Source organism: Demequina oxidasica (genome assembly GCF_000975115.1).
GTDB lineage: Bacteria > Actinomycetota > Actinomycetes > Actinomycetales > Demequinaceae > Demequina > Demequina oxidasica.
In genome coordinates this window covers 176,663-199,392 of sequence record NZ_BBRE01000001.1, presented here as the reverse complement: position 1 = coordinate 199,392, position 22,730 = coordinate 176,663, and the positions used below count along the sequence as shown (strand labels likewise).

24 protein-coding genes are annotated in these 22,730 nt (G+C 64.9%); 23 read left to right on the top strand and 1 reads right to left on the bottom strand.

Features of this window, described 5'->3' with window-relative positions; all coding sequences use genetic code 11:
• The first annotated feature begins 7 nt into the window (after nt 1–7).
• The 11 genes from AOP77_RS12470 to AOP77_RS00935 all read left to right on the top strand — a co-directional run bounded on the left by AOP77_RS12470 (nt 8) and on the right by AOP77_RS00935 (nt 11,124).
• The gene (locus tag AOP77_RS12470; protein WP_062208150.1) at nt 8–898 is read left to right on the top strand and encodes a DUF2510 domain-containing protein; all 891 of its coding nucleotides are present in this window, start codon (nt 8–10) and stop codon (nt 896–898) included.
• A gap of 189 nt (nt 899–1,087) precedes the next feature.
• Nucleotides 1,088–2,320 (top strand): ammonium transporter, encoded by a 1,233-nt coding sequence (locus AOP77_RS00980; RefSeq protein WP_062208147.1) that lies wholly within the window; start codon nt 1,088–1,090, stop codon nt 2,318–2,320.
• 2 nt (nt 2,321–2,322) lie between these two features.
• The gene (locus AOP77_RS00975; RefSeq protein WP_062208144.1) at nt 2,323–2,661 is read left to right on the top strand and encodes a P-II family nitrogen regulator; all 339 of its coding nucleotides are present in this window, start codon (nt 2,323–2,325) and stop codon (nt 2,659–2,661) included.
• Nucleotides 2,662–2,685: 24 nt separating this feature from the next.
• Nucleotides 2,686–4,578, top strand: coding sequence for a [protein-PII] uridylyltransferase family protein (locus AOP77_RS00970; RefSeq protein WP_084622089.1), 1,893 nt, complete (start codon nt 2,686–2,688; stop codon nt 4,576–4,578).
• Between the two features lie 28 nt (nt 4,579–4,606).
• Nucleotides 4,607–6,202, top strand: coding sequence for a signal recognition particle protein (gene ffh / locus AOP77_RS00965; RefSeq protein WP_062208141.1), 1,596 nt, complete (start codon nt 4,607–4,609; stop codon nt 6,200–6,202).
• A gap of 8 nt (nt 6,203–6,210) precedes the next feature.
• On the top strand, nt 6,211–7,344 hold the full coding sequence (locus AOP77_RS00960; protein WP_062208138.1) for an amidohydrolase family protein: 1,134 nt from the start codon (nt 6,211–6,213) through the stop codon (nt 7,342–7,344).
• Between the two features lie 61 nt (nt 7,345–7,405).
• On the top strand, nt 7,406–8,764 hold the full coding sequence (locus AOP77_RS00955) for a ferredoxin reductase family protein (protein WP_062208135.1): 1,359 nt from the start codon (nt 7,406–7,408) through the stop codon (nt 8,762–8,764).
• Nucleotides 8,765–8,766: 2 nt separating this feature from the next.
• Nucleotides 8,767–9,264 (top strand): FMN-binding protein, encoded by a 498-nt coding sequence (locus tag AOP77_RS00950; protein ID WP_152649718.1) that lies wholly within the window; start codon nt 8,767–8,769, stop codon nt 9,262–9,264.
• Between the two features lie 3 nt (nt 9,265–9,267).
• Entirely contained in the window at nt 9,268–10,053 is a 786-nt protein-coding gene (locus tag AOP77_RS00945) for an FAD:protein FMN transferase (RefSeq protein WP_084622087.1), read from the top strand.
• Between the two features lie 292 nt (nt 10,054–10,345).
• Nucleotides 10,346–10,885, top strand: coding sequence for a 30S ribosomal protein S16 (gene rpsP, locus AOP77_RS00940; RefSeq protein ID WP_062208126.1), 540 nt, complete (start codon nt 10,346–10,348; stop codon nt 10,883–10,885).
• Between the two features lie 2 nt (nt 10,886–10,887).
• Complete coding sequence (locus tag AOP77_RS00935) at nt 10,888–11,124, top strand: KH domain-containing protein (protein ID WP_061964368.1); 237 nt, start codon at nt 10,888–10,890, stop codon at nt 11,122–11,124.
• A gap of 241 nt (nt 11,125–11,365) precedes the next feature.
• Here the strand turns inward: AOP77_RS00935 and AOP77_RS00930 are convergent, their stop codons facing one another.
• The gene (locus tag AOP77_RS00930; protein ID WP_062208122.1) at nt 11,366–11,761 is read right to left on the bottom strand and encodes a hypothetical protein; all 396 of its coding nucleotides are present in this window, start codon (nt 11,759–11,761) and stop codon (nt 11,366–11,368) included.
• An 86-nt stretch (nt 11,762–11,847) separates the two neighbouring features.
• Between AOP77_RS00930 and rimM the strand changes: the two genes are divergently transcribed.
• From rimM to dprA, 12 genes are all read left to right on the top strand, one after another.
• Nucleotides 11,848–12,405, top strand: coding sequence for a ribosome maturation factor RimM (gene rimM, locus AOP77_RS00925; protein WP_062208119.1), 558 nt, complete (start codon nt 11,848–11,850; stop codon nt 12,403–12,405).
• Complete coding sequence (trmD, locus tag AOP77_RS00920) at nt 12,405–13,094, top strand: tRNA (guanosine(37)-N1)-methyltransferase TrmD (protein ID WP_062208116.1); 690 nt, start codon at nt 12,405–12,407, stop codon at nt 13,092–13,094. The genes rimM and trmD overlap by 1 nt, the downstream gene beginning before the upstream one ends.
• 80 nt (nt 13,095–13,174) lie before the next feature.
• On the top strand, nt 13,175–14,536 hold the full coding sequence (gdhA, locus tag AOP77_RS00915; protein WP_062208113.1) for an NADP-specific glutamate dehydrogenase: 1,362 nt from the start codon (nt 13,175–13,177) through the stop codon (nt 14,534–14,536).
• A 176-nt stretch (nt 14,537–14,712) separates the two neighbouring features.
• Nucleotides 14,713–15,060 carry a 50S ribosomal protein L19 gene (rplS, locus tag AOP77_RS00910; protein WP_062208110.1) on the top strand — a complete coding sequence of 116 codons (348 nt, stop codon included), beginning with the start codon at nt 14,713–14,715 and terminating at the stop codon, nt 15,058–15,060.
• Nucleotides 15,061–15,119: 59 nt separating this feature from the next.
• Nucleotides 15,120–15,815, top strand: a complete 696-nt coding sequence (gene lepB, locus AOP77_RS00905; protein ID WP_062208108.1) for a signal peptidase I — start codon at nt 15,120–15,122, stop codon at nt 15,813–15,815.
• A gap of 4 nt (nt 15,816–15,819) precedes the next feature.
• The gene (rnhB, locus tag AOP77_RS00900; RefSeq protein ID WP_236685727.1) at nt 15,820–16,503 is read left to right on the top strand and encodes a ribonuclease HII; all 684 of its coding nucleotides are present in this window, start codon (nt 15,820–15,822) and stop codon (nt 16,501–16,503) included.
• A 67-nt stretch (nt 16,504–16,570) separates the two neighbouring features.
• Nucleotides 16,571–16,897 carry a DUF2469 domain-containing protein gene (locus tag AOP77_RS00895; RefSeq protein ID WP_061964381.1) on the top strand — a complete coding sequence of 109 codons (327 nt, stop codon included), beginning with the start codon at nt 16,571–16,573 and terminating at the stop codon, nt 16,895–16,897.
• A gap of 83 nt (nt 16,898–16,980) precedes the next feature.
• On the top strand, nt 16,981–17,619 hold the full coding sequence (locus AOP77_RS00890) for a TetR/AcrR family transcriptional regulator (protein WP_062208102.1): 639 nt from the start codon (nt 16,981–16,983) through the stop codon (nt 17,617–17,619).
• A gap of 12 nt (nt 17,620–17,631) precedes the next feature.
• Entirely contained in the window at nt 17,632–19,305 is a 1,674-nt protein-coding gene (locus tag AOP77_RS00885) for an MDR family MFS transporter (RefSeq protein WP_084622085.1), read from the top strand.
• 176 nt (nt 19,306–19,481) lie between these two features.
• Nucleotides 19,482–19,838 carry a YraN family protein gene (locus tag AOP77_RS00880; protein ID WP_062208100.1) on the top strand — a complete coding sequence of 119 codons (357 nt, stop codon included), beginning with the start codon at nt 19,482–19,484 and terminating at the stop codon, nt 19,836–19,838.
• A complete protein-coding gene (locus tag AOP77_RS00875; protein ID WP_062208097.1) occupies nt 19,835–21,352 on the top strand; it encodes a YifB family Mg chelatase-like AAA ATPase in 1,518 nt (505 codons plus the stop codon). Before AOP77_RS00880 ends, AOP77_RS00875 begins: the two co-directional genes overlap by 4 nt.
• On the top strand, nt 21,349–22,710 hold the full coding sequence (gene dprA / locus AOP77_RS00870) for a DNA-processing protein DprA (protein ID WP_084622083.1): 1,362 nt from the start codon (nt 21,349–21,351) through the stop codon (nt 22,708–22,710). The genes AOP77_RS00875 and dprA overlap by 4 nt, the downstream gene beginning before the upstream one ends.
• Nucleotides 22,711–22,730: the final 20 nt, after the last annotated feature.

Genomic DNA, 22,730 nt, shown 5'->3' with positions numbered 1-22,730 from the left:
GATCATCATGCCTGAGACGCCTGCCAATTGGTACGACGATGGTTCGGGGCGCCTGCGTTACTGGGATGGCCAAGCCTGGACCGAGCACTTCGCGGACACGTACGTGCCTCCGGCCCCTGCTGCGCCCCCTGCCGGTCAGGCGCCACCCGCGCAGCAGGCGCAGCATTACCAGCAGGCCCCATACTCCCACCAGGACCCCCAGGCCTCGCAGGGGTTCGGCCCCGCTCAGCCATCGGCGGCTGCGGCTCCGCAGGGCTACGCGCCTCAGTCGTGGGCTGATGCCCCAGGCACTCAGGAACAGTACTCGCCTGCGTACGCGGAGGGTCGGGTTGGTGACTACGACGACCCGTTCGCCATGCCTCCGCGTCACGATGCTAATCGGGCCGCGGCATCGGCGCCGCGAAAGAAGCTACCCGGTTGGGGGCTCGCGCTGATCATCGTGGGTGTCCTGGTAATTCTTGGCGTCATTGTCGGTGTCGTAATGCTGATCGTGAATGCGGTCCGCGGCGCGGCAGACTTCAACGACTCGGTCTTTAGCGACTTCGAGGATCCTTACGCGGCGACAGTGCCGTACGAACTCGAGCACGTGTACTGGGAGCTCGACGCTGCGTACCGCAACGACTCGTGTACAAGCCTTCAGGAAGTCACTACGCCCAACTACTTTGAATCGCTTGGGCTCGACCCCACGTCATGTGTCGGTGTATTCAGCCTCGATGAGGCGGAGACTGGGTTTGAGGGAACCCCCGAGTCGGGCAGCATCACGGGCAATCGAGCCACCCTAAGTGCCTATGAGACGTACTCGCTCGACGGCGAGTTCTATGGCGGCGAGGCCGTGTACACCCTCGTGAACGTCGACGGCGAGTGGCTGTTCGACTCTCTCGAGTACCCGGAGGACTAGCCGTCTGCTGGCGGCGTCAATGGTGACAAACCGGCGGAATGTCCGTATTTCGCACCCCTCGCAACACACCTTTTACCGCAGTGGCTCCTTTGTAACGCTCCCGAAACATTGGGGCCGTTCGCGCGAAACAGTTCTACGCGACTCTGTTTCTTGACTAGCCGAGTGGCTGGGAAAAGGAGAATACGGAACATGGATAGCGGCAATATTGCATGGCTGCTGACTTCCGCTTCACTCGTGCTACTGATGACGCCTGCACTGGCGTTGTTCTACGGTGGCATGTCGCGAAGCAAGTCAGTCCTCAACATGATGATGATGAGCTTTGGCGCGATGGCAGTCGTCGGCGTAGCTTGGATCTTCGTCGGAAACAGCATCTCAGTAGGAGATTCGATGGCGGGTGGACTCTTCGGAGACCCAACTTCGGACCTCTTCCTCAACGCCTCCTGGGTCTCCGGTGACGGCGAGGCTCTCATCTCAACCGGCTTCGGTGCCACCTTCGCCATCATCACCGTCGCGCTGATCTCGGGATCGATTGCCGACCGCGCGAAGTTCAGCGCCTGGCTCGTCTTCGCCTTCCTGTGGGCGATCTTTGTTTACTCTCCCGTCTCGCACTGGGTCTGGGGCGGCGGAATCCTGAGCGACGCTGGTCCCATCTTCAACGCAGACTGGTACCCCCAGGACTTCGCCGGTGGAACCGTGGTTCACATCAACGCGGGGGTCGCTGGCCTTGTGTTGGCACTTCTCCTCGGTGTCCGTAAGGGCTTCGGCAAGGAGCCCTTCAAGCCTCACAACCTTCCGTTCGTCATGCTCGGTGCAGCACTGCTGTGGTTCGGCTGGTTCGGATTCAACGCTGGCTCGGCTTTCGCCGCTGACGATTCAGCCGCTGCCGCCTGGGTCAACACCACCGCAGCAACGGTTGCCGCCATCCTCGGTTGGTTGCTCGTAGAGAAGATCCGTGACGGCAAGGCCACCTCGCTTGGTGCCGCTTCGGGTGTTGTTGCTGGTCTAGTCGCCATCACGCCTGCTGCAGTCGCAGTGGACCCGTGGGGCGCTCTAATCATCGGTGTACTCGCCGGTGTGTTCTCTTCGCTGGCAGTTGGCCTGAAGTACAAGTTCGGATACGACGACTCGCTCGACGTAGTGGGTGTCCACCTGGTCTCAGGTCTCTGGGGCACCGTTGCCATCGGCCTGATCGGTACCACCACGTTCGGCGCCTGGGACGGACTGTTCCTCGGTGGCGGCTTCGGCGGGCTCTGGGCGCAGATTGTTGCGGCCGGCGTCACCATCGGTTACTCCGCAGTCGCTACGCTGATCATTGGCCTGGCAATTAAGTACACCATGGGCTTCCGAGTCTCCGAGGAGATCGAAGTTGCCGGGATCGACCTCGCCGAACACGGCGAGACCGCATACGAGGAGGCTAAGTAACTATGAAGCTAGTCACAGCAATCATTCAGCCGCACCGCGTTGACGAGGTCCGTGCAGCCGTCGAGGCAGCTGGCGTCAAGGGTGTGACGGTCTCCGAGGCTGCCGGTTACGGCCGCCAGAAGGGCCACACCGAGGTCTACCGCGGTGCCGAGTACACGGTTGACCTGGTTCCCAAGACCCGTCTTGAGATCCTCGTCGAGGATGCCGATGCTGCCATCGTGACGGAGGCCATCGTCTCCGCTGCGCAGACCGGCAAGATCGGTGACGGCAAGGTCTGGACGGTGCCCGTCGATGACGTGGCTCGAGTCCGTACCGGTGAGCACGGCGCAGACGCGCTGTAATCGCACCGCCGCAACGACATAAAAATGGAGCCCCACGCTAGCGACGCTCGCGATGACTCCCACGCTGAGGTCCCGCATCCCCCTGGGGTGCGGGACCTCAAGCGTGAGCGGCGCGAACTTGCCGCACAGCTCTACCGCGACAAGGTGCCCGGCCCGTCGCGGCGGCTCGCGCTGTCCGGCCTTGCGTTCACCCGCCTCGCCGAGCACTGGAACCTGATCACCGACGGCCTGACCGAGGGGGCGACACTCGGCGCCGTCGGCAGCATCGGACGCGGCGACGCCGGACCTGAATCAGACCTCGACTTAGTGCTGATTCACGACGGCAGCACCTTCTCGAAGGAAGAGTTGGCCGACCTCGCAGAGCGTCTTTGGTATCCCATCTGGGATGCGGGCCTCGAGCTCGACTACTCGATGCGCTCCATCACCGAGTGTCGCCAGGTGGCGTCCAAGGACCTGGCCGCCGCGGCCGGGCTACTCGACCTGCAGGCTATCGCTGGCGATGACGCGCTCGCCAAGCACGCGCGTGCCGCGATCTACCAGGACTGGCGTTCCGCCGCCCGTCAGCGCTTCCCTGAACTTCTCAGCAACTCCCGCGCACGTGCCGAACGTCACGGTGAGCTTGCCTACTTGATCGAACCGCATCTCAAGGAGTCCCGTGGCGGTCTGCGCGACTGGATGAGCCTCAAGGCGCTGTCCGCCACCTGGCTCACCGACAAGCCCCACGGTGCGGTCGATGCTGCAGGCAACTACCTGCTCGACGTTCGCGACGCGATTCAGACGGTGACGGAACGGCCGCAGAACGTGCTGGGCCGACACATCGCCGGCGACGTCGCGGACCTGTTGGGCGAGGTCGATCCCGATGAAGTGCTGGCCAAACTTGCCGAGGCCGGCCGCACCATTGCGTACGCCCTCGACACCACCGAACGAGGGGCGCGCCGCTCACTCGAGCGCTCCGGCATCGGCTCGCGAGGCTGGAAGGCCCGCCGCCGCGGTGGCCCGCCTCGCCACGTGCCGGTCGCTACCGGACTGATCGACGTGGATGGTGAGCTGGCCCTCGCCCCTCACTACGATGCGAAGTCCGACGCCCTGTTGCCGTTGCGCGCCGCCGCGACCGCCGCGCAGACCGGGCTTACCTTCACGCCCAACCTGTTGGCAACCTTGGAGACCTGCCCGGATCTGCCGGAGCGGTGGCCCCACGAGGCCCTCGAACATCTCCGTGACCTGCTGGGCGCGAGCGCCCACCTGGTGTCCGTGTGGGAGGCGATCGACCTCGCGGGACTCGCGGTGCGATGGCTCCCCGAGTGGGCCGGAGTGCGCAACCGCCCGCAGCGCAGCCCCGTGCACCGCTACACCGTGGACAGGCATTCGATCGAGGCCGTAGTGCTTGCCGGCAAGGCGCGACGGCACGTCGAGGATGCGGACCTGCTGCTATTCACCGCGTGGTTGCACGACATCGGCAAACGCCCGGGCGCGAAAAATCACTCGCTCGACGGCGCAGATCTGATTCCGAGCATTGCAAACCGCTTGGGACTGTCGGAAGCCTTCGCTCACGACATCGAGGTGCTGGTGCGTCAGCACCTGACCCTCGCGCAATTTGCCACTACGCGTGACCTTGACGACCCGCAGACAGTAGCCGACCTGCTGGCCGCCGTGGAAGGACGCGAGGACCTGCTCGAGGTGCTCCGCGCCCTCACCGAGGCGGACGCTAGAGCCGCGGGCCCTAAGGCGTGGACCGCCTGGCGCGAGACGCTCATCTCTGATCTCACCAACCGTGCCAAGCAGGCCCTCGCCCAGGGCCACCTGGATGGCGAAAGCCTTCCCCCAGCATCGGCCGATCTTGATCCGCCGGCCGTGGACCCGGGCATCCTGGACGGAAGTGCTCCGGAACCTAGGAAGTTGCCGCCCCGGGTAGGCTAGAACGCAAGTCTTTTCTGAAAGGGCACCAGTGTTCGCAAACCTCTCCGACCGTCTGACATCGACCTTCCGCAACCTCCGCGGCAAGGGACGCCTCTCCGAGGCCGACATCGACGGCACCATACGTGAAATTCGTCGCGCCCTGCTCGACGCCGACGTCGCCGTCCCCGTAGTCCGTACGTTCACGGGCAACATCCGCGAGCGCGCGCTCGGCATGGAGGTCTCCGAGGCCCTCAACCCGGGCCAGCAGGTCGTCAAGATCGTCAACGAGGAGCTCGTCGCAATCCTGGGTGGCGAGACCCGCAACCTCAAGTTCGCGAAGAATGGGCCCACGGTCATCATGCTCGCGGGTTTGCAGGGTGCCGGTAAGACCACCCTGGCCGGTAAGCTCGCGCACTACCTCAAGCAGCAGGGCCAGACGCCGCTGCTCGTGGCCGCCGACCTTCAGCGCCCCAATGCCGTGACGCAGCTACAGGTAGTCGGCGAGCGCGCCGGCGTGCCCGTGTTTGCGCCCGAGCCGGGCGTCACCCGCGAGGGAGAGAAGCAGCGCGGCAACCCCGTCAAGGTCGCCAAGAAGGGCCTCAAGGAGGCTCAGGCCAAGCAGCACTCAGTGGTGATCGTTGACACCGCCGGACGCCTTGGTGTCGACGCCGAGCTCATGAAGCAGGCGGGGGATATTCGTAAGGCTATTGAGCCCAACGAGGTCTTGTTCGTCATTGACTCCATGATTGGCCAGGACGCGGTCAACACGGCCAAGGCGTTCCAGGACGGCGTGGACTTCACCGGTGTGGTGCTTACCAAGCTCGACGGTGACGCCCGCGGTGGCGCGGCGTTGTCCGTCGCGGAGATCACCGGCCGGCCCATCATGTTTGCCTCCACGGGCGAGAAGCTCGACGAGTTCGAAGTCTTCCACCCCGACCGCATGGCCTCGCGCATCCTCGACATGGGAGACGTGTTGTCGCTCATCGAGCAGGCCGAGAAGGCGTTCGATGAGGACGAGTCCAAGCGCATGGCCGACAAGGTCGCGAAGGGAGAGGACTTCACCCTCAGCGACTTCCTCAGCCAGATGCAGCAGCTCAAGAACATGGGCTCGATGAAGAAGATGCTGACCATGCTTCCGGGCATGGGACAGATGCGCGACCAAATAGACAACTTCGATGAGGCCGAGTTGGTGCGCACCGAGGCGATGATTCAGTCGATGACGCCCGCCGAGCGTGACAACCCCAAGATCCTCAACGGCTCGCGCCGCCTGCGTATCGCCAAGGGTTCCGGAACCTCGGTCGCCCAGATCAACACTCTGGTCAAGCGCTTTGGCGACGCCCAGCAGATGATGCGTGCGATTGGCCAGGGCGGCGGCATGCCGCAGATGCCCGGCGCCGGCGGCGGTCCTGGTGCTTACGGCGGAATGCCCGGAGGCAAAAAGTCACGCGGCAAGCAGGCTCCGCAGCGCAAGGTCAAGGGCAAGAGCGGCAACCCCGCCAAGCGTGCGCAGCAGGAGGCGGCAGCCAAGACGGGTGCGAGTGCGGCGCCAGCGGGCAGCGCGTTCGGACTCAGCGGCGCGCAGGAGCCCAAGGATGTGGATCCCGCCCAGTTGAACGCCGACCTCGGCAAGTACCTGGGACGTTAGGCGCCCCTATGGCTCGCCTGCACCTCACCGGTACCGTGGTGGTCGACGCCGCCACGCAGCACGGTGAGGCGTGGGTGGTCGATGGCCGCATCACCTTGACGCGGCCGGTGGTGGCCGATGCTACCGCCGATGGCGATTCGACGGGCGACGATTCCTGGGAAGAGATTTCCGGGGTCGTCCTTCCCGGGCTGGTGGACGTGCATTGTCACATTGGGCTCGACTCTGGTGGCGCCGTGGACCCGGAGATTGCCTTGAAGCAGGCCGTGGTGGACCGCGACGCAGGCACCCTGCTCATCCGCGATGCGGGCTCGCCAATCGACAACTCCTTTGTCCAGGCGCACGACGAACTTCCTCGCCTGATTCGCGCTGGCCGGTTCATCGCCCGTCCCAAGCGCTACCTGCGCGGGTACGGCCGTGAGATCGAGGTAGCTGACCTGGTGCGAGTGGTGGTTGAGGAGGCCAGGCGCGGCGACGGCTGGGTCAAGATCATCGCCGACTGGATTGACCGCGAGACCGGGGACCTGGAGCCGCTGTGGCCCGCGGAAGTGCTGGGAGAGGCCATCGCGGCCGCCCATGCATTGGGGGTTCGTGTCACGGCACACACGTTCGCCGCAGAGAGTATCGACCCGCTCCTGGACGCGCGCATCGACTGCATCGAGCACGGCACGGGCATGAATCGCGCGCAGATGGATCGGGCGGCGGCCGCCGGGGTGCCGGTGGTGCCCACGCTGCTGCAGGTCGCCAACTTTGAGGGTTACGCGGCGCAGGGGAGGGAGAAGTTCCCCGCCTACGCCGAGCGCATGCAGCGCATGTACGACAACCGCTTCGCGCAGGTGCGGGCCTTCCGCGAAGCCGGGCTGACGCTGCTGGTGGGCACGGACGCGGGCGGGACCATCGGCCACGGCGCGATCGCCGAGGAGGCGGAACTTATGGTCCAGGCGGGCATTCCCGCCCCCGAGGTAGTTGCGGCGGCCTCCTGGTCCGCCAGGGATTTCCTGGGCGCACAGGGCCTCAGTGAGGGCGCTAGCGCGGACTTCGTGGTGTACCCGCGAGATCCACGTGAGGACATCACCGTCCTGCGGGAGCCTTCCGCCATCGTGCTGCGCGGCAACGTAGTGGCGAGTTCCGGAACCGCGACCTAGTGGGCCGACGCAATCCACACGACGCCGGCACGCGAACAGTTCTTATACCTAGGAGGGCCACATGACCGTGATAGACGTGGCGCGTGATCGCGCCTCTCGCGCGGCACGGCGCAGCCTGTGGTCTGATGCGCTCGAGGCCGCGATGTGGCTCGCGGCGGTCGCCGGCATCGCATTCATGATCGCCAGCGGGGGATTTAGTACTGCGACGGCCGCGAACTGGTGGAATACGTTGGGACGGTCCATCGGCATTGTTGCCGCGGTGATGATGATGACGCAGGTGCTGTTGGCCTCGCGTGCGCCGTGGATAGAGAAGGTCATTGGTCACGACCGCGCCATCGCCAAGCACACTCGCCTGGGCAAGGTCGCGATCCTGTTGATGTTCGTGCACCTGATCTTGATGACGGCGACCACCGCCGCCTTTGACGGCCGATCCTTTGTCGAGCAGACCATCCAATGGCAGAACTACGGCTGGTTCATGCTGTTCGCACAGATTGCTGCCGTGAGCTTCCTAGTGGTGTTGGCGACGTCGCTCGCCGCAGTCCGCTTGCGCTGGCGCTACGAGCGCTGGCATGCCGTTCACCTGCTGGTCTACGTTGGGGTGGCCTCCGCGGTCCCGCACCAGTTCCTCGAAGGCAGCACCTTTGTTGGCGGTGGTGTCGCGTGGTGGTTCTGGGCAGCGCTGTGGACTGTAAGCATCGGCTCATTTATCGTTTTTCGCCTGGTGCGTCCAGCAGTCCTTGCTGGCCGGCACCGCCTAGTGGTCGAGTCCGTCGACACTCGGGGCGACGGCTCGACGACGCTCACGATCGCCGGGCGTGACGTCGACAGACTGCGTGCGCAGGCCGGGCAGTTCTTCCTGTGGCGCTTCCTCAGCCCGGGGATGCGCTGGCAGTCCCACCCGTACTCACTGTCCGCGGCGCCGGGTAACCGCCTGCGCATCACGGTGAAGGACTCGGGCGACGGCTCAGGCCGCGTGGCCCACGTGCCCGTGGGCACGCGGGTGATGACCGAGGGGCCACTGGGCATCTTCACCCACTCGCGCCGCGCGAAGTCAGCGCTCCTGTTGGTCAGCGCCGGCATCGGCATCACCCCAGTGCGGTCGATGCTTGAGGCCGTCGAGCCTGGTGATGACTGCACCGTGGTGGTGCGCGTGCGCTCGCGTGCCAACGCGCCCTTGCTCGACGAGGTTGAGGCACTGGCGGAAACCAAGGGCGCCACGTTGCACGTGCTTGAGGGTCGGCGCGGCGAGACCTGGGGCACTGAGCACGCGCCCGTGACCATCGGCCAGTTTGTCGCCGATGCCGCGTCCACAGATGTCTATGTGTGCGGCCCGCCCGGTTGGGCGACAGCCGTTGCGGCCGATGCTGCCGCGGCCGGCATACCCGCCGAGGCCATTCATCGCGAAGAATTTGGGTGGTAGCAATGAGGACTTCAAGAAAGCTGATGGTGGGCGGAGCTTCCGTAGTGATTCTTGGTGCGGGCTTTGCTGCTGCGCCCGAGGCGGCCGTGCTGGAACTCGCAGACCCGGGTGCGGATAGCCCCTCGGGAGTCACACCCCCACCGGCTCCCACCCCCACGGCGGTTCCAGACGAGATGCCGGTGCCCGAGGCCTCTACGACTCCGGACGTCAGTGCGGGAGCGACGGACGGGACCTACCCGGGCCCAGTCGTCTCCAACATTCGTGGTGACTACCAACTGCAGATCGTGGTTGCCGACGGCGTCGTGACCGACGTCGAGTTCCTCGCGGCGGGCACTGAGGCCGCTGAGTCGGTGTCTATCAACGCGATGGCACTTCCAGTTCTTCGCGAGGAGATCCTGGAGGCGCAGGATTGGGACGTGGACTACGTCAGCGGCGCCTCGTTCACCTCGCCCGCGATGGTCGAGTCGGCCCACGGTGCCTTCGATGACGCTGGCTTGTAGGCCATGAGGAAACCACTCAAGCGCCGCACGGTGACGGCGATGGCGATGGACTTCACGCTGGACGTGCCGGAGTCCGTCTCGGATAGTGCACTGGACACGGTGATGCCGTACATCGAGTCCGACCTGCAGTGGGCGGATGCCATTTTTAGTCTCTACCAGCCTGATTCCCAACTGTCGCGTCTAGGTCGTGGCGAGGCGAGCATCGGCGAATGCGTGCCCGCTGTTGCCGAGGTCCTCGACCTCTGTGAGAAGTACCGCGAAGAGACGAGCGGAGCGTTCGATGCCCGCAGGCCCGACGGAGTTATCGATCCCACGGGAATCGTCAAGACGTGGGCCATGGAACGGGTGCGGTGGCGTTTCCAATTACTGGGGGCATCGGCGTGGCTGTGGGGATGTGCCGGCGACGTGACGGCGCAGGGACGTCCAGATGCTGTGGGGCCGTGGCGCGTCGGCATCGCCGACCCGCGTGCTGGCGGCGCGACTGTCGACGCGGTCGAGCTCGGCGCCGTCGAGGCAATCGCGACCTCGGGTACCGCTCACAGTGGTGAGCACATCTGGGATCCGCGAAAGGGACGCGCGGACACTCACTTCGCCCAGGCCTCGGTCGCCGGCAGCGACCTGGTGCAGTGCGATGCGTGGGCCACGGCCATCATGGCGGGCGGGCGCAAGGTGGCGCTCGCGGCGCAGGCCGAGGGGCTACACGTGCTGACCTGCGCGGTGCGTGAGGGCAAGGTCTTCGCGGAACGTAGCCCCGGCTGGCCGCGGATGCAGAATGCTGGTCGAGAGTGACTCGGTCCAATAAGGCGTGAAGGTGACGCTGTCGGACGTCCACGAGACCAGCTTCAAGCTCGATGCCGAGGTGCGGGGCGCCTTCGAGTAGTGTGCGGAGGCGGGAAGCCAGCCACGGCATCGGCCGGCATGATTGCTGTGGTTGCCCATGGTCCGCGCGATCTGGCACAATAGGGCGCTGGTGATTGCGGCCCTCTAACCCGCATGAACCAATTCGTCTTGCCAGCAGCATCGTTCGATATCCCCGAACGCTGGGTGCAGGCTCACACCGAATATAAAAGGAGATACAGCTATGGCTGTCAAGATTCGTCTGAAGCGTTTTGGTAAGAAGAAGGCGCCTTTCTACCGCGTCGTCGTCATGGACGGCCGCGCGAAGCGCGACGGTAAGGCCCTCGAAGAGATCGGCATTTACCACCCGCTGAACAACCCCTCGATCATCGAGATCAACTCCGAGCGTGCGCTCTACTGGCTCTCAGTTGGCGCACAGCCTTCCGACCAGGTGCGCAAGCTGCTGACCCTCACGGGCGACATGGGCATCCACCAGGGTGACAAGAACGCCAAGAGCACCGTTGAGCTCGCAGCTGGCAAGGTCAGCGCCGAGGACCAGATCAAGGCTCACGCTGACGCCGCCGAGAAGCTCAAGGCTGCGAAGGCCGAAGAGAACGAGAAGGCCAAGAAGGAAGCCGAAGCGGAAGCTAAGGCTGCTGAAGAGGCAGCCGCAGCAGAGGCTAAGGCCGCTGAGGCAGAGAAGCCCGCAGAGGAGGCTCCTGCCGAGGACGCCGCCGCTGAAGAGGCACCTGCCGCCGACGCCGCAGAGGCCGAGGAGAAGTAACCGTGACCCTCGACGCCCTGGAGTACCTGGTCCGTAGCATCGTCCGCAACCCGGACGACGTGCGCGTCACCGAGCGCTCCGGGCGTCGGGGAACCACCCTTAACGTGGTGGTTCACCCTGACGACCTTCCCCGCGTGATTGGTCGTCGCGGACGTACTGCGTCCGCCATCCGCACCGTCGTGGAGGCCATTGCCCGCGACGACGTGAGGGTCAACATTGTTGACGTAGCACCGCGCTAACCGGCTTCCCGCGCCCCAGCACCAATCCGGGTTCGCAGCGCCCAACCCCGTAGCGGTCCCTAAACCTACGTTTTGAGCGGCTGATTTAATCTGGCGGTCCGCAAATGTACGGGACCAGTTCGGCTCGGGATGGCGAACCGCGCGGGCCAACGCGCACAATGGGACCGCCAGAAAAATCTGGCGGCAAAATACGCGCAGTTTGGGACCGCTATTGGGTGAGTCCCGCAGATCAGAGTGCCAGCTAGCGGCGGAAGAACGCTGAGGCTCGCTTGGTGGTCAGCAACGCGATGATGCCGAGTGCGAAGAGCAACGAGGCGACGAGCATCGGAACGTTGGCGTCGTCGACCTTGACCAGCGCATAGATATCGAGCACGGCCCGGATAGTCATGGTGAGGATGACCAGGAAGCGCACCAGACGTGACCCGCCGGACAGCGCGACGGCGAGGATCGCCATGAACAGTCCGATGCCGAGCGATATCCAGCCGTAGAGGGCGCCATCGCCGTCCGCGGTTGCGCTACTGGGGTTGGCGACTGCCCACAGGAGGAGTCCGCCACCCACGGCGCTGCCGAGCGCGGAGAGCCACATCAGCACGACGACGAGGGTGACACTACCTGGACGGACTGCTGTCGAACTCATGACTCTCCCCATTTTCAGGCACGTTGACGTTTTTTCGATAGTAGTGCGCGCAACGCCTCCGTGCGCGGGTGATTTAGGCTTGAGTCATGAAACTTACTGTTGCCCGCATTGGCCGAGCGCACGGACTCAAGGGCGAGGTAACTGTCGAGTTGCATACCGACATCCCCGAGGAGCGCCTGACGGCGGGCGCGAGGTTCGACACGGAACCCGCCGCGTCAGGGCCGCTGACGGTGGTCAAGACTCGCACGCAGGCCGGCCGCTGGTACGTCGTGTTCAAGGAGATCACCTCCCGCGAGCTCGCCGACGCCGCACGTGGCGCGGAACTCGTCATTGAGGGCGAGGAGTCCGACGAGGATGACGCCTGGTACATCCATGAACTTGTGGGGCTCGCAGTGGTGCGACTCGACGGCACCGAGGTTGGAAAAGTCGTGGACCTGCAGACGATGCCCGCCCAAGATTTGCTCATCGTGAAGCAGTCCAGCGGTGAACGAGCCATGATTCCGTTCGTTGACGAGTTTGTGCCGGAGGTGGACATCGACGGCGGTCGCGTCGTCATCACGCCGCCGTATGGACTGCTGGCGGGCGAGGAGCCCGAGGCGACCGGTGAGACCCACGGCACCGCCACCGGCGACGGTGACAACTAATGCGCATTGACGTCGTCACGATCTTCCCGGAATTCTTTGGCGTCCTCGACGTGTCCTTGCTAGGCAAGGCACGCCAGGCGGACCTTGTCGAAACCTACGTTCACGACCTGCGCAGTTGGACCACTGACAATCACAAGACCGTGGACGACTCGCCCTTTGGCGGAGGTGCCGGCATGGTCATGAAGGCCGATGTGTGGGGTAGGGCGCTCGACGATGTGCTCCAGCCAGGTGGTCACCTTCTGGTGCCCAGTCCCGCGGGCGTGCCTTTCACCCAGGCGATGGCGGCGGAACTCGCCCAGGCACCGCAGATTGCCTTCGCGTGCGGTCGCTACGAGGGCATCGATGCACGGGTCGCCGAGCACTATGCGGCGGCCGGCTTCGCCGTCACCGAGGTGTCACTCGGTGATTACGTGCTCAACGGGGGAGAGGTGGCAGCCTTCGCGATGATCGAGGCCATCACGCGTCTCATTCCCGGCTTCATGGGCAATGCCGAGAGCATTGTCGAGGAGTCGCATTCCGACGGACTGCTCGAGTACCCGAGTTACACGCGACCCGCGTCTTGGCGCGACCTCGAGGTCCCGGAGATCCTGCTCAGCGGCCACCACGGCAAGATCGAGCAGTGGCGCCACGAACAGCAACGTGAGCGCACGCGTGAGCGTCGCCCCGACCTACTCCCGCCACTCGACTAAGGCAAATATCCCCTGCCCACCCTGTGTAGGCTCGGTGGAATTTACGTTCGCCACAGGGGCACGCACACCGAAGGATTCACATGAGCGATTACGCCGCACGACTACTCGCCACCGTCACTGCTAAGGACCCTGGTGAAGTCGAGTTCCGACAGGCGGTCGAGGAGACCGTGGAGTCTCTAGAACTGGTCCTGGAGAGGCACCCGGAGTTCGTCACTGAAAAGATCCTCGACCGCATGATCGAGCCCGAGCGCATTATTACCTTCCGCGTGGTGTGGACGGACGATGCCGGGGAGGTTCAGGTCAACCGCGGCTACCGCGTCGAGATGAATAGCGCGCTCGGGCCGTACAAGGGCGGCCTGCGCTTTCACCCCTCGGTCAACTTGGGGGTTCTCAAGTTCCTCGCGTTCGAGCAGGTTCTCAAGAACTCGCTGACCTCGTTGTCGCTCGGAGGTGGCAAAGGCGGCAGCGACTTTGACCCCAAGGGCAAGTCCGACGGCGAGGTGATGCGCTTCTGCCAGTCGTTCATGACTGAGTTAGCCCGCCACATCGGCCCCAACACCGATGTGCCTGCGGGCGACATCGGCGTGGGTGCCCGCGAGATCGGCTACCTGTTCGGCCAGTACAAACGACTTCGCAACGAGTTCACCGGCGTGTTGACGGGCAAGGGCCTTGACTGGGGTGGGTCGTTGATCCGTCCGGAGGCCACGGGCTACGGCTGCGTGTATTTCGCAGAGGAGATGCTGCACACGCGCAAGGAGCGGTTCGACGACAAGATCGCGCTCGTGTCGGGTTCAGGAAACGTCGCCCAGTACACGGTGGAGAAGCTCATCGACCTCGGAGCGACGGCCGTCACCGTTTCCGACTCCAGCGGATACATCTACGACGAGGCGGGAATCGATCGAGAAAAGCTGGCCTGGGTCAAGGAGATCAAGAACCAGCGCCGCGGTCGTATCTCCGAGTACCTCGACAAGTATCCAGACGCTGTGTTCACGCCCGTGAATGGCGACGCGGACCACAACCCGCTGTGGGACCACGAGGCCGACTGTGCCTTCCCCTCCGCGACTCAGAACGAGATCAACGGTGCCGATGCCCGCAACCTGGTCAAGAATGGTGTGCAGCTGGTCGCCGAAGGCGCCAACATGCCCTCCACGCTGGAGGCGGCGCACGTGTTCCTTGACGCTGGCATTCTCTATGGCCCAGCGAAGGCGAGCAACGCAGGCGGCGTAGCGGTATCTGGCCTCGAGATGGCGCAGAACAGTGCGCGGCTATCCTGGACCAGCGGCGAGGTCGATTCGCGGCTGCGGTCGATCATGGCCACCATCCATCACCGCTGCCAGGCGGCGGCGGACGACTTTGGGACTCCGGGCAACTACGTCAACGGCGCGAATATTGCCGGTTTCTTCAAGGTTGCGAACGCGATGCGCGCGCAGGGAGTCGTCTAGTCCCCGCGAAGGCTCGTGTACAGGCTTCAACCTGTGGCAGAATAGACCCTCGGTGCTCACGACGCATTGGCCTGCCACAGGGGGCCCATGCATCATTCGATGCGCATCACCACCTATTGATTGCCGTAAGGCAGATACCGCGCGGGACCTGTGGCGTGTGCGAGGAGAGATAAGTCATGCAGAAGCTTGACGCCATTACCGCGGACCTGCTCCGCACTGATATGCCAAACTTCCGGGCCGGCGACACTGTCAAGGTCCACGTGAAGGTCATCGAGGGCACCCGCTCGCGTATCCAGGTCTTCCAGGGCATCGTTATCGCCCGTCAGAGCCAGGGTGTCGCAGCGACGTTCACCGTCCGTAAGGTCTCGTTCGGTTGCGGTGTGGAGCGTACGTTCCCCATCAACGCCCCGACGATCGACCACGTCGAAATCGTGAGCCGTGGCGACGTCCGCCGCGCGAAGCTCTACTACCTGCGCGGCCTTCGTGGCAAGGCAGCTCGTATTCGCGAGAAGCGCGAGAACTAAACATCAGCACCACCACCGACGCGCCGGCGGACGGGCAGCAGCCCTCCGCCGGTCGTCGCGTGTGGCTGTGGGTACGCGAACTCCTCATCATCATCGCGAGTGCTTTGCTGCTCTCGCTGATCATTAAGACTTTCTTCTTCCAGTCGTTCTGGATTCCGTCAGAGTCGATGGAAGACACACTGGTTGACGGTGACCGAATTCTGGTGACCAAGTGGCGCCCGGGTCCCCTGGAGCTACGCCACGGCGACATTGTCGTGTTCAAGGATCCGAATAACTGGCTACGCCACGATCCCGCTGACGATCCGACCGGCCTGCACAAGGTTGGCAACGAGATTCTCACTTTTACGGGTCTGCTGCCCGAGGATGCCGGCGAACACCTCATCAAGCGCGTTGTCGGCCTTCCCGGCGATACCGTCACCTGCACCGACCCTGAGGACAAGGTTCACGTCAACGGTACGGCGATCGACGAGCCCTATATCAAGCCTGGAACCGAGCCCTGCGGCCGCGAGTTCGAGATCACCGTGCCCGACGGCTACCTCTGGGTAATGGGCGATAACCGCGACAATTCCGCGGACTCCCGCGCGCACATGGGCGAGCCCGGCGGCGGCACCATTCCCATCGACAACGTCGTGGGCACCACGTTTGCGGTCGTGTGGCCGTTGAGCAATTGGACCGGGCTAGGCAACCCCTTCACCGACGCGACCGCTCCGCCGCCCCCCGTCTCCACCAGCCACGTTCCCACCACGGCGAATTAGAGCGATGCCCGTCTCGCTCGAGCATGAGGCCGTTCTCTGGGACGCTGGTGCGCGTGTGGTCGTTGGGATCGACGAGGTTGGGCGCGGTGCACTTGCCGGCCCCGTCTCGGTGGGCGTCTGCGCGCTCGAGCGGTGCGAAACGTGGCCCGAGGGCCTGGCGGACTCTAAGTTACTGAGCCCGAAGAGGCGCGTCGCGATGAACGAGGTGCTCGCCGACTATGGGGCCGCCCGTGCAGTCGGTCACGCCTCGCCGCAGGAGATTGACGATCTCGGCATCAATGGCGCCCTGCGCCTGGCTGGCAACCGAGCACTCGCCGCCGTCGCGGCATCGGGCGTAGTGGTTGATGCCATCCTTTTGGACGGCAAGCACGACTGGCTGACGCCTCCCGCCGACGACCTCTTCGCAGCATCGGCCGATGCTGCGGCTGGCGAAGCGGAAGCCTCGCCCCTGCCTCCGGTCACCATGGTGATTAAGGGAGACAACCTGTGCGCCTCGATCGCCGCGGGCTCCGTGATCGCGAAGGTCGAGCGCGATGGCCTGATGGCGGCTGCCCACGAGCAGCATCCTGAGTATGGCTGGGACGGCAACAAGGGCTACGGCGCCGAGGGTCACCTCGACGCGATTCGGAAGCTCGGCGCGACGGACCACCACCGGCGCTCCTGGAAGCTGCCAGAGCGCGAAAACTAGGCCACCGCGCGAGCCCAATGCGGCGCGCCAGGTGCGCTCCCGGGCACTTTGTGACCATGATGGACACGTGAGTAGCGAAGACCTCGAGAATTATGAGACAGACGCCGAGCTAGCGCTGTACCGCGAGTATCGCGACGTGGTGGGCCTGTTCCAGTACGTCGTCGAGACGGAACGCCGGTTCTACCTGGCAAACAAGGTAGACCTGCAGGTCAGGGCCTCGGGCGGCGACGTCTACTTCGAGGTGGTGATGGCCGACGCCTGGGTGTGGGACGTCTACCGCTCCGCCCGGCTCGTGAAGAACGTCCGCGTGGTGACGTTCAAGGACGTCAACATTGAGGAGCTCTCACAGGACGAGGATGCGATTCCCGACATGAGGCAATTGCGCAGTAAGTAGTACCGCACCGCCACTTCCCGCTTGCCACTCGTTGCAGAGTCTGCAACAATGCAGAGTATGCAACGAGATGGAAGTGACGCGCGATGAGTGAAGTGGGCCTAAGGGAACGCAAGGTGGCAGAGAGCCGCCTACGCACCGAGCACGCGGCGATCGACCTGTGCCTCGAGCACGGTTTCGCGGCCGTGACGGTTGACATGATCTGCGATGCTGCCGAGATCTCGGCGCGTACGTTTTACAACTACTTTGGCACCCGCGAGGCGGCGCTCCTGGGAGACAGCAAGCCGATGCCGAGTGAGGACGCCATTCAGGCTTACACGGCCCGCACCGGAGCGAGCGAGGTTGAGGAATTCGCGACCCTCATCGCCCAGACGTTCAACAGTGCGGACATTGACCGGGACTTGGTCCGTAAGCGCCGCCAACTGATGGATATCTCGCCCGAACTCGCCACGTTGAACTTTGCGCGCGTGACTGAGGCGCGGGGTCACTACGCCGACATCGTGTCGCGCCGCGTCGCCGTCGTGGAACCGTCTCTTTCAGCCCAGGAGCGCACCACCCGGGCGCAGTACATTGTCGCCCTCACCATGGGCGCCATGCAGGTCATCGGCCGCGGCTGGCTGCACGGACACACGGACATGTCCATCCAGGAATACCTCCGCGAAGCCTTCGTCACTATTCGTCACATTACCCAGACTCTTCGCCCAACCGGCGAGAGCACTTCTTAAAGGGAGACCCCTATGAGTAACCAAACCGAGGCGTCGCCGACCGCGACCGCCGAGGAGACCCCGGATCGCAAGCACATCCTGCTTGTCTTTGTAGGTCTCATCCTGGCAATGCTGCTCGCAGCACTCGACCAGATGATTTTCTCCACCGCACTGCCCACGGTTGTTGGCGAGCTCGGCGGAGTCGAGCACATGCTGTGGGTGACCACGGCGTACATCCTGGCCGCGACCATCATGATGCCGGTTTACGGCAAGCTTGGCGATCTCTTTGGCCGCAAGCACCTCTTCATTTTTGCGATTTCGATCTTCATGATCGGGTCAATTGTCGGAGGCCTCGCGCAGAACATGCCGGAGCTGATTGCCGGCCGCGCCATTCAGGGCCTCGGCGGCGGTGGCCTGATGATTCTGGCGCAGGCGATCATCGCCGACGTCGTGCCCGCCCGCGAGCGTGGCAAGTACATGGGAGTCATGGGTGGCGTGTTCGCCCTGGCCTCCGTGGCCGGCCCACTGCTGGGTGGCTACTTCACTGAGTCGCTGGACTGGCGCTGGTGCTTCTGGATCAACATTCCACTCGGCATCGCCGCGATTGTCTCGGCCATGATGTTCCTGCACCTGCCCAAGCGTGACCAGGGCAAGCCCAAGATCGACGTGGCCGGAATGATCACCCTGGCCGTGGCATCGTCCGCCATCGTTCTTGCCACCTCTCTCGGAGGCAACACCTACGCGTGGAGCTCATGGCAGATCATAGGCCTCTTCGCCACTGGAGTTGTGGTCGGAATAGTGTTTGTGTTCATCGAGAAGCGCGCCGCTGAGCCCGTCATGCCGCTGTACCTGTTCAAGAACCGCAACTTCAACCTCACGACGGGTGCGGGTCTCATCACCGGTATCGCGATGTTCGGTGCGATGGCGTACATGCCTACGTACATGCAGATGGTCACCGGAGTGACGGCCACCCAGGCCGGACTGCTGATGATCCCAATGATGGCCGCCATGCTCATCACGTCCATCAGCTCGGGCCAGTACGTGACTAAGACGGGAACCTACAAGTTCCTGCCCATCATGGGTTCGGTATTCATCGCTCTCGGCCTGTTCCTGCTGTCCACCATGACGCCGGACATGGCGCTATGGATTCGTTGCGCCTACCTCGCGGTGATGGGTCTTGGCCTCGGCCTGACCATGCAGATCCTGGTGCTCATCGTGCAGAATTCATTCCCCGCCAAGGCAGTGGGCACCGCGACCGCGGCGAACAACTACTTCCGTCAGATTGGAGCCTCCGTTGGTTCCGCTGCCGTGGGTAGCCTGTTCACCTCGCACCTGATCAACCTGCTGGGTGAGCGCCTGCCCGCAGGTGTGGGAACCGAAGCCGACCTGAACTCGCTGGTTCCGTCCGCCGTGCAGGACATGCCCGCTGAGATCCAGGACGCGATTGTCAGCTCGTACAACGACGCGCTGACCCCCGTGTTCTTGCTGATGGTGCCGCTGCTCGCGGTGAGCTTCATCCTGCTGCTGTTCGTCAAGCAGGAGAAGCTCGCGACCACCATCGAGCGTGACGTGGTGCCGGAGTCTTTCGAGATCGACGGTGGCTCTAGTGCCTACCTCGATACTCGTGAGCTCGAGACCGTTGGGGCCCGGGTAGTCGACGAGAGTATCGACTCCTCCGCGGCGCCGGGGACTGGCTCTACGAGATAGCTAGCTCCAGCACAGAATCTAGCCCCCGTGGCTCGGCGAGAAGCCGACCCGCGGGGGATTTTCTGTGTACGGACTGATGTGCACAGGCAGCGTTGGTTGAGAGGCTTTCCGCCGATGCTGCGGCCGGGTCTCTCTGGCACTTCCCGATGCGTGAGGCTCGCCTCAGGAGGTGGCACATGGCCGCGAAGGACGAGGTGGGTCGCTACGGCGAGGACGTGGTGGCGAGGGGGCTGAGCGAGCAGGGGTGGGAGGTGCTGGCGCGCAACTGGCGATGCCCCGACGGTGAACTGGACATTATCGCGGTTGACGGCGGCGACCTGGTGGCGGTCGAGGTCAAGACGCGGCGCGGCAGTGCCTTCGGAAGTCCGCAAGAGGCGGTGACGTGGCGCAAGTTGCACAGGATACGCCGGCTCATTGCCGCCTGGCTCGCGTCGCAGGACAGGTCGTTTCCGGGCGTGCGGGTGGACGTAGTTGCGGTGACGGTGGCGCGCGCTGGGGCCGCGACCGTCGAGCACCTGAGGGGTGTCGAGTGATAGGCCGCACGAGGTCGATCGCGCTTGCGGGTCTCGCCGGCCACGTGATCGACGTAGAGGCGCACATGGCAGCCTCGCTTCCGGCATTCGCGGTGGTGGGATTGCCCGATGCCTCACTGAGCGAGTCGCGGGACCGCGTGCGGGCGGCGGTGACCAGTTCGAGTCTGGCGTGGCCGACGCGGCGCATCACGGTCAATCTCTCTCCGGCATCACTGCCCAAATCCGGGTCGCTGACGGACCTCGCGATAGCGGTCAGCGTCATGGCCGCCGCTGGAATGGTCGACGCCAGCGTCGCGGCGCGTGCGGTTCATCTCGGAGAATTGGGACTCGATGGCCGGGTGCGGCCGGTGCGTGGGGTCCTGCCTGCGGTGGTGGCGGCCGTCGAGGCGGGTCACCCGCGAGTCGTCGTGCCGGCCGGCAACGCGCGCGAGGCGCAATTGGTCCCGGGGGCTGAGGTGCACGCGGTCGCGTCGCTGGCTCAACTGGCTCACGACTACGGAAACGAGGATGCCGAGGCCTCGTCGCTTGAGGCGGTGTCCGCGCCGGTAGTGGGATCGCACGCGCGGCGAGAGCTGGATCTCGCGGAAGTGCGGGGTCAACGGGAGGCACGGTGGGCTCTCGAGGTCGCTGCAGCCGGCGGACACCACCTGCTCATGCTTGGCCCTCCCGGTGCGGGGAAGACGATGCTCGCGTCGCGGTTGCCCACGATCCTGCCGGATCTCAATGCGACGGATGCGGTGGCCGCGACCGCGGTGCACTCGCTAGCGGGCACATTCGACCCCGAGTTGGGGCTGCTGTCGCGACCGCCGTTCGAGGCCCCGCACCACAGCGCCTCGGCGGCATCGATTGTGGGCGGCGGGTCGTTGATGGCCCGTCCTGGAGCGATCTCTCGTGCGCATGGAGGGGTGTTGTTCCTCGACGAGGCGCCCGAGTTTCCGTCGCGAGTGTTGCAGACGCTGCGTCAGCCGCTCGAGGCCGGCGAGGTGGTGCTCCATCGCGCCCAAGGTGCGGCACGCTACCCGGCGAGGTTCCAACTCGTGCTGGCGGCCAACCCCTGTCCGTGTGGACGCTTCTATGGCACGGGCGTCGACTGCTCGTGCACCGCGATAACTCGGCGGCGGTACATGGGTCGGCTGTCGGGGCCACTTCTCGATCGGATCGATTTGCATGTGGACGTGCGCCCGGTGCGCCGCGACGCTGAGGATGACGCTGAGTCGAGCGCGGTGGTCGCCGCGCGGGTGAGGCAGGCGCGAGACGCGATGCGTGACCGATTGGGTACGCATGGGTGGGCCGTGAACTCACAGGCGACGGGAGCGTGGCTGCGTGCCAATACGCCCCGTGACGTCATGAAACCCGTCTATGGGGCGATGGATAGGGGCGCACTCACGGCGCGTGGGGTGGATCGAGCGCTACGGGTGGCGTGGACGTTGGCCGACCTCGCGGGCGCCGTCACCCCCAACGCCGATCACGTCAATCAGGCGATGACGTTGCGCACGCGAGAGCTGTCGTCATGAGCGGGGATGCCGTGGGAAGACCCCTCGCGGGCGCAGGGGCAAACTCCGTCGTGGGAGAAGGCAGGCGGGCAAGCGTCAACCGAATGCGGGCCGCGGACGAGGGCCCCGATTCAAGCGTTGCCAATGCGGATGCGCTCGTGGCGTGGAGCGCGCTCGCCGAGCCCGCGGATCAGGGGGCCGCATGGCTCGTAGCGATGCTGGGGCCGGCTCGGGCGCTGAACTGGGTGCGGCTGGTGGCCGCGAACCCGGTGAGCGCAACGATGGAACTCGTCCAGATAGCGCCGCAACAACAGGTCGATGAGGCCATCAAAATCAGCGAGAAATGGGTGGCGCGGCTCGACGTGGCGAACTCCGAGCTGCACCGCGAACGCGCGGCCAAGTGCGGCGCGCGGGTGGTAGCCAGGGGGTCACAGGAATGGCCGGTGTGCCTCGACGATCTGGGCCCGCTCGCACCGTTCGCACTGTGGGTGCGCGGCTCGGGGAGCCTGGCGGAGCTTATGGGCACGGGGATCGCGATCGTGGGCGCGCGATCCGCGACGGCATATGGCGAGCACGTGACGTCAACCATCGCCGCAGAGATAAGTGACAGGGGATCGACGGTGGTGTCGGGAGGCGCCTACGGAATTGACGCGGCCGCGCACCGCACCGCGCTCGCGGTTGGAAATCCCACGGTGGCAATCATGGCCGGCGGCGTCGATCGGCTCTATCCGGCGGGCAACGCGGAGCTGCTCGAGCGGGTGCTGGACGGGGGAGTGGCGGTGAGTGAAGTGCCGCCCGGTTACGCCCCACACCGCGCGCGCTTCCTGTCCCGCAATAGGCTGATCGCCACCGCACGCGGGACCGTGGTGGTCGAAGCGGCGGTCAGGTCCGGTGCGTTGAGTACCGCGCGCCACGCCGCGGCAATGGTGCGCCCGGTGGGTGCGGTGCCTGGTCCGGTCACATCGGCATCGTCCGCCGGTTGTCACGGCCTCGTTCGCGACGGGCTCGCATCCTTAGTGACCAGCGGCGCCGACGTGCTCGCGATGGTCGAACCTATTGGAGTGACGGTTGCGGCGAGTGGGCTGGGCACTGCGGGTTCAGCGGAGGTCGCCCGCGGGACGGGCGGGGCCGGGGAAAAGGTGACGACGGGTCGGGGCACATCCGACACCAGCACCCTCGCCGCGGTCCAAGAGTTTGCCGACCCCAGGCAACGCCAGGCCTACGGGGCGCTCGGCAGGCGTCGAGCAACCATTGAGGACGTCGCCAGAGAAGCCGGATTGACGATAACCGAGGCCCGGGCTGCGCTTGGTGGCCTGGAAATCGAGGGTATGGCACGACGCGATGCGGGCCTGTGGCGCCGTCAGAGTCGGCAAACGTGAACAAATATTCGGACATAACC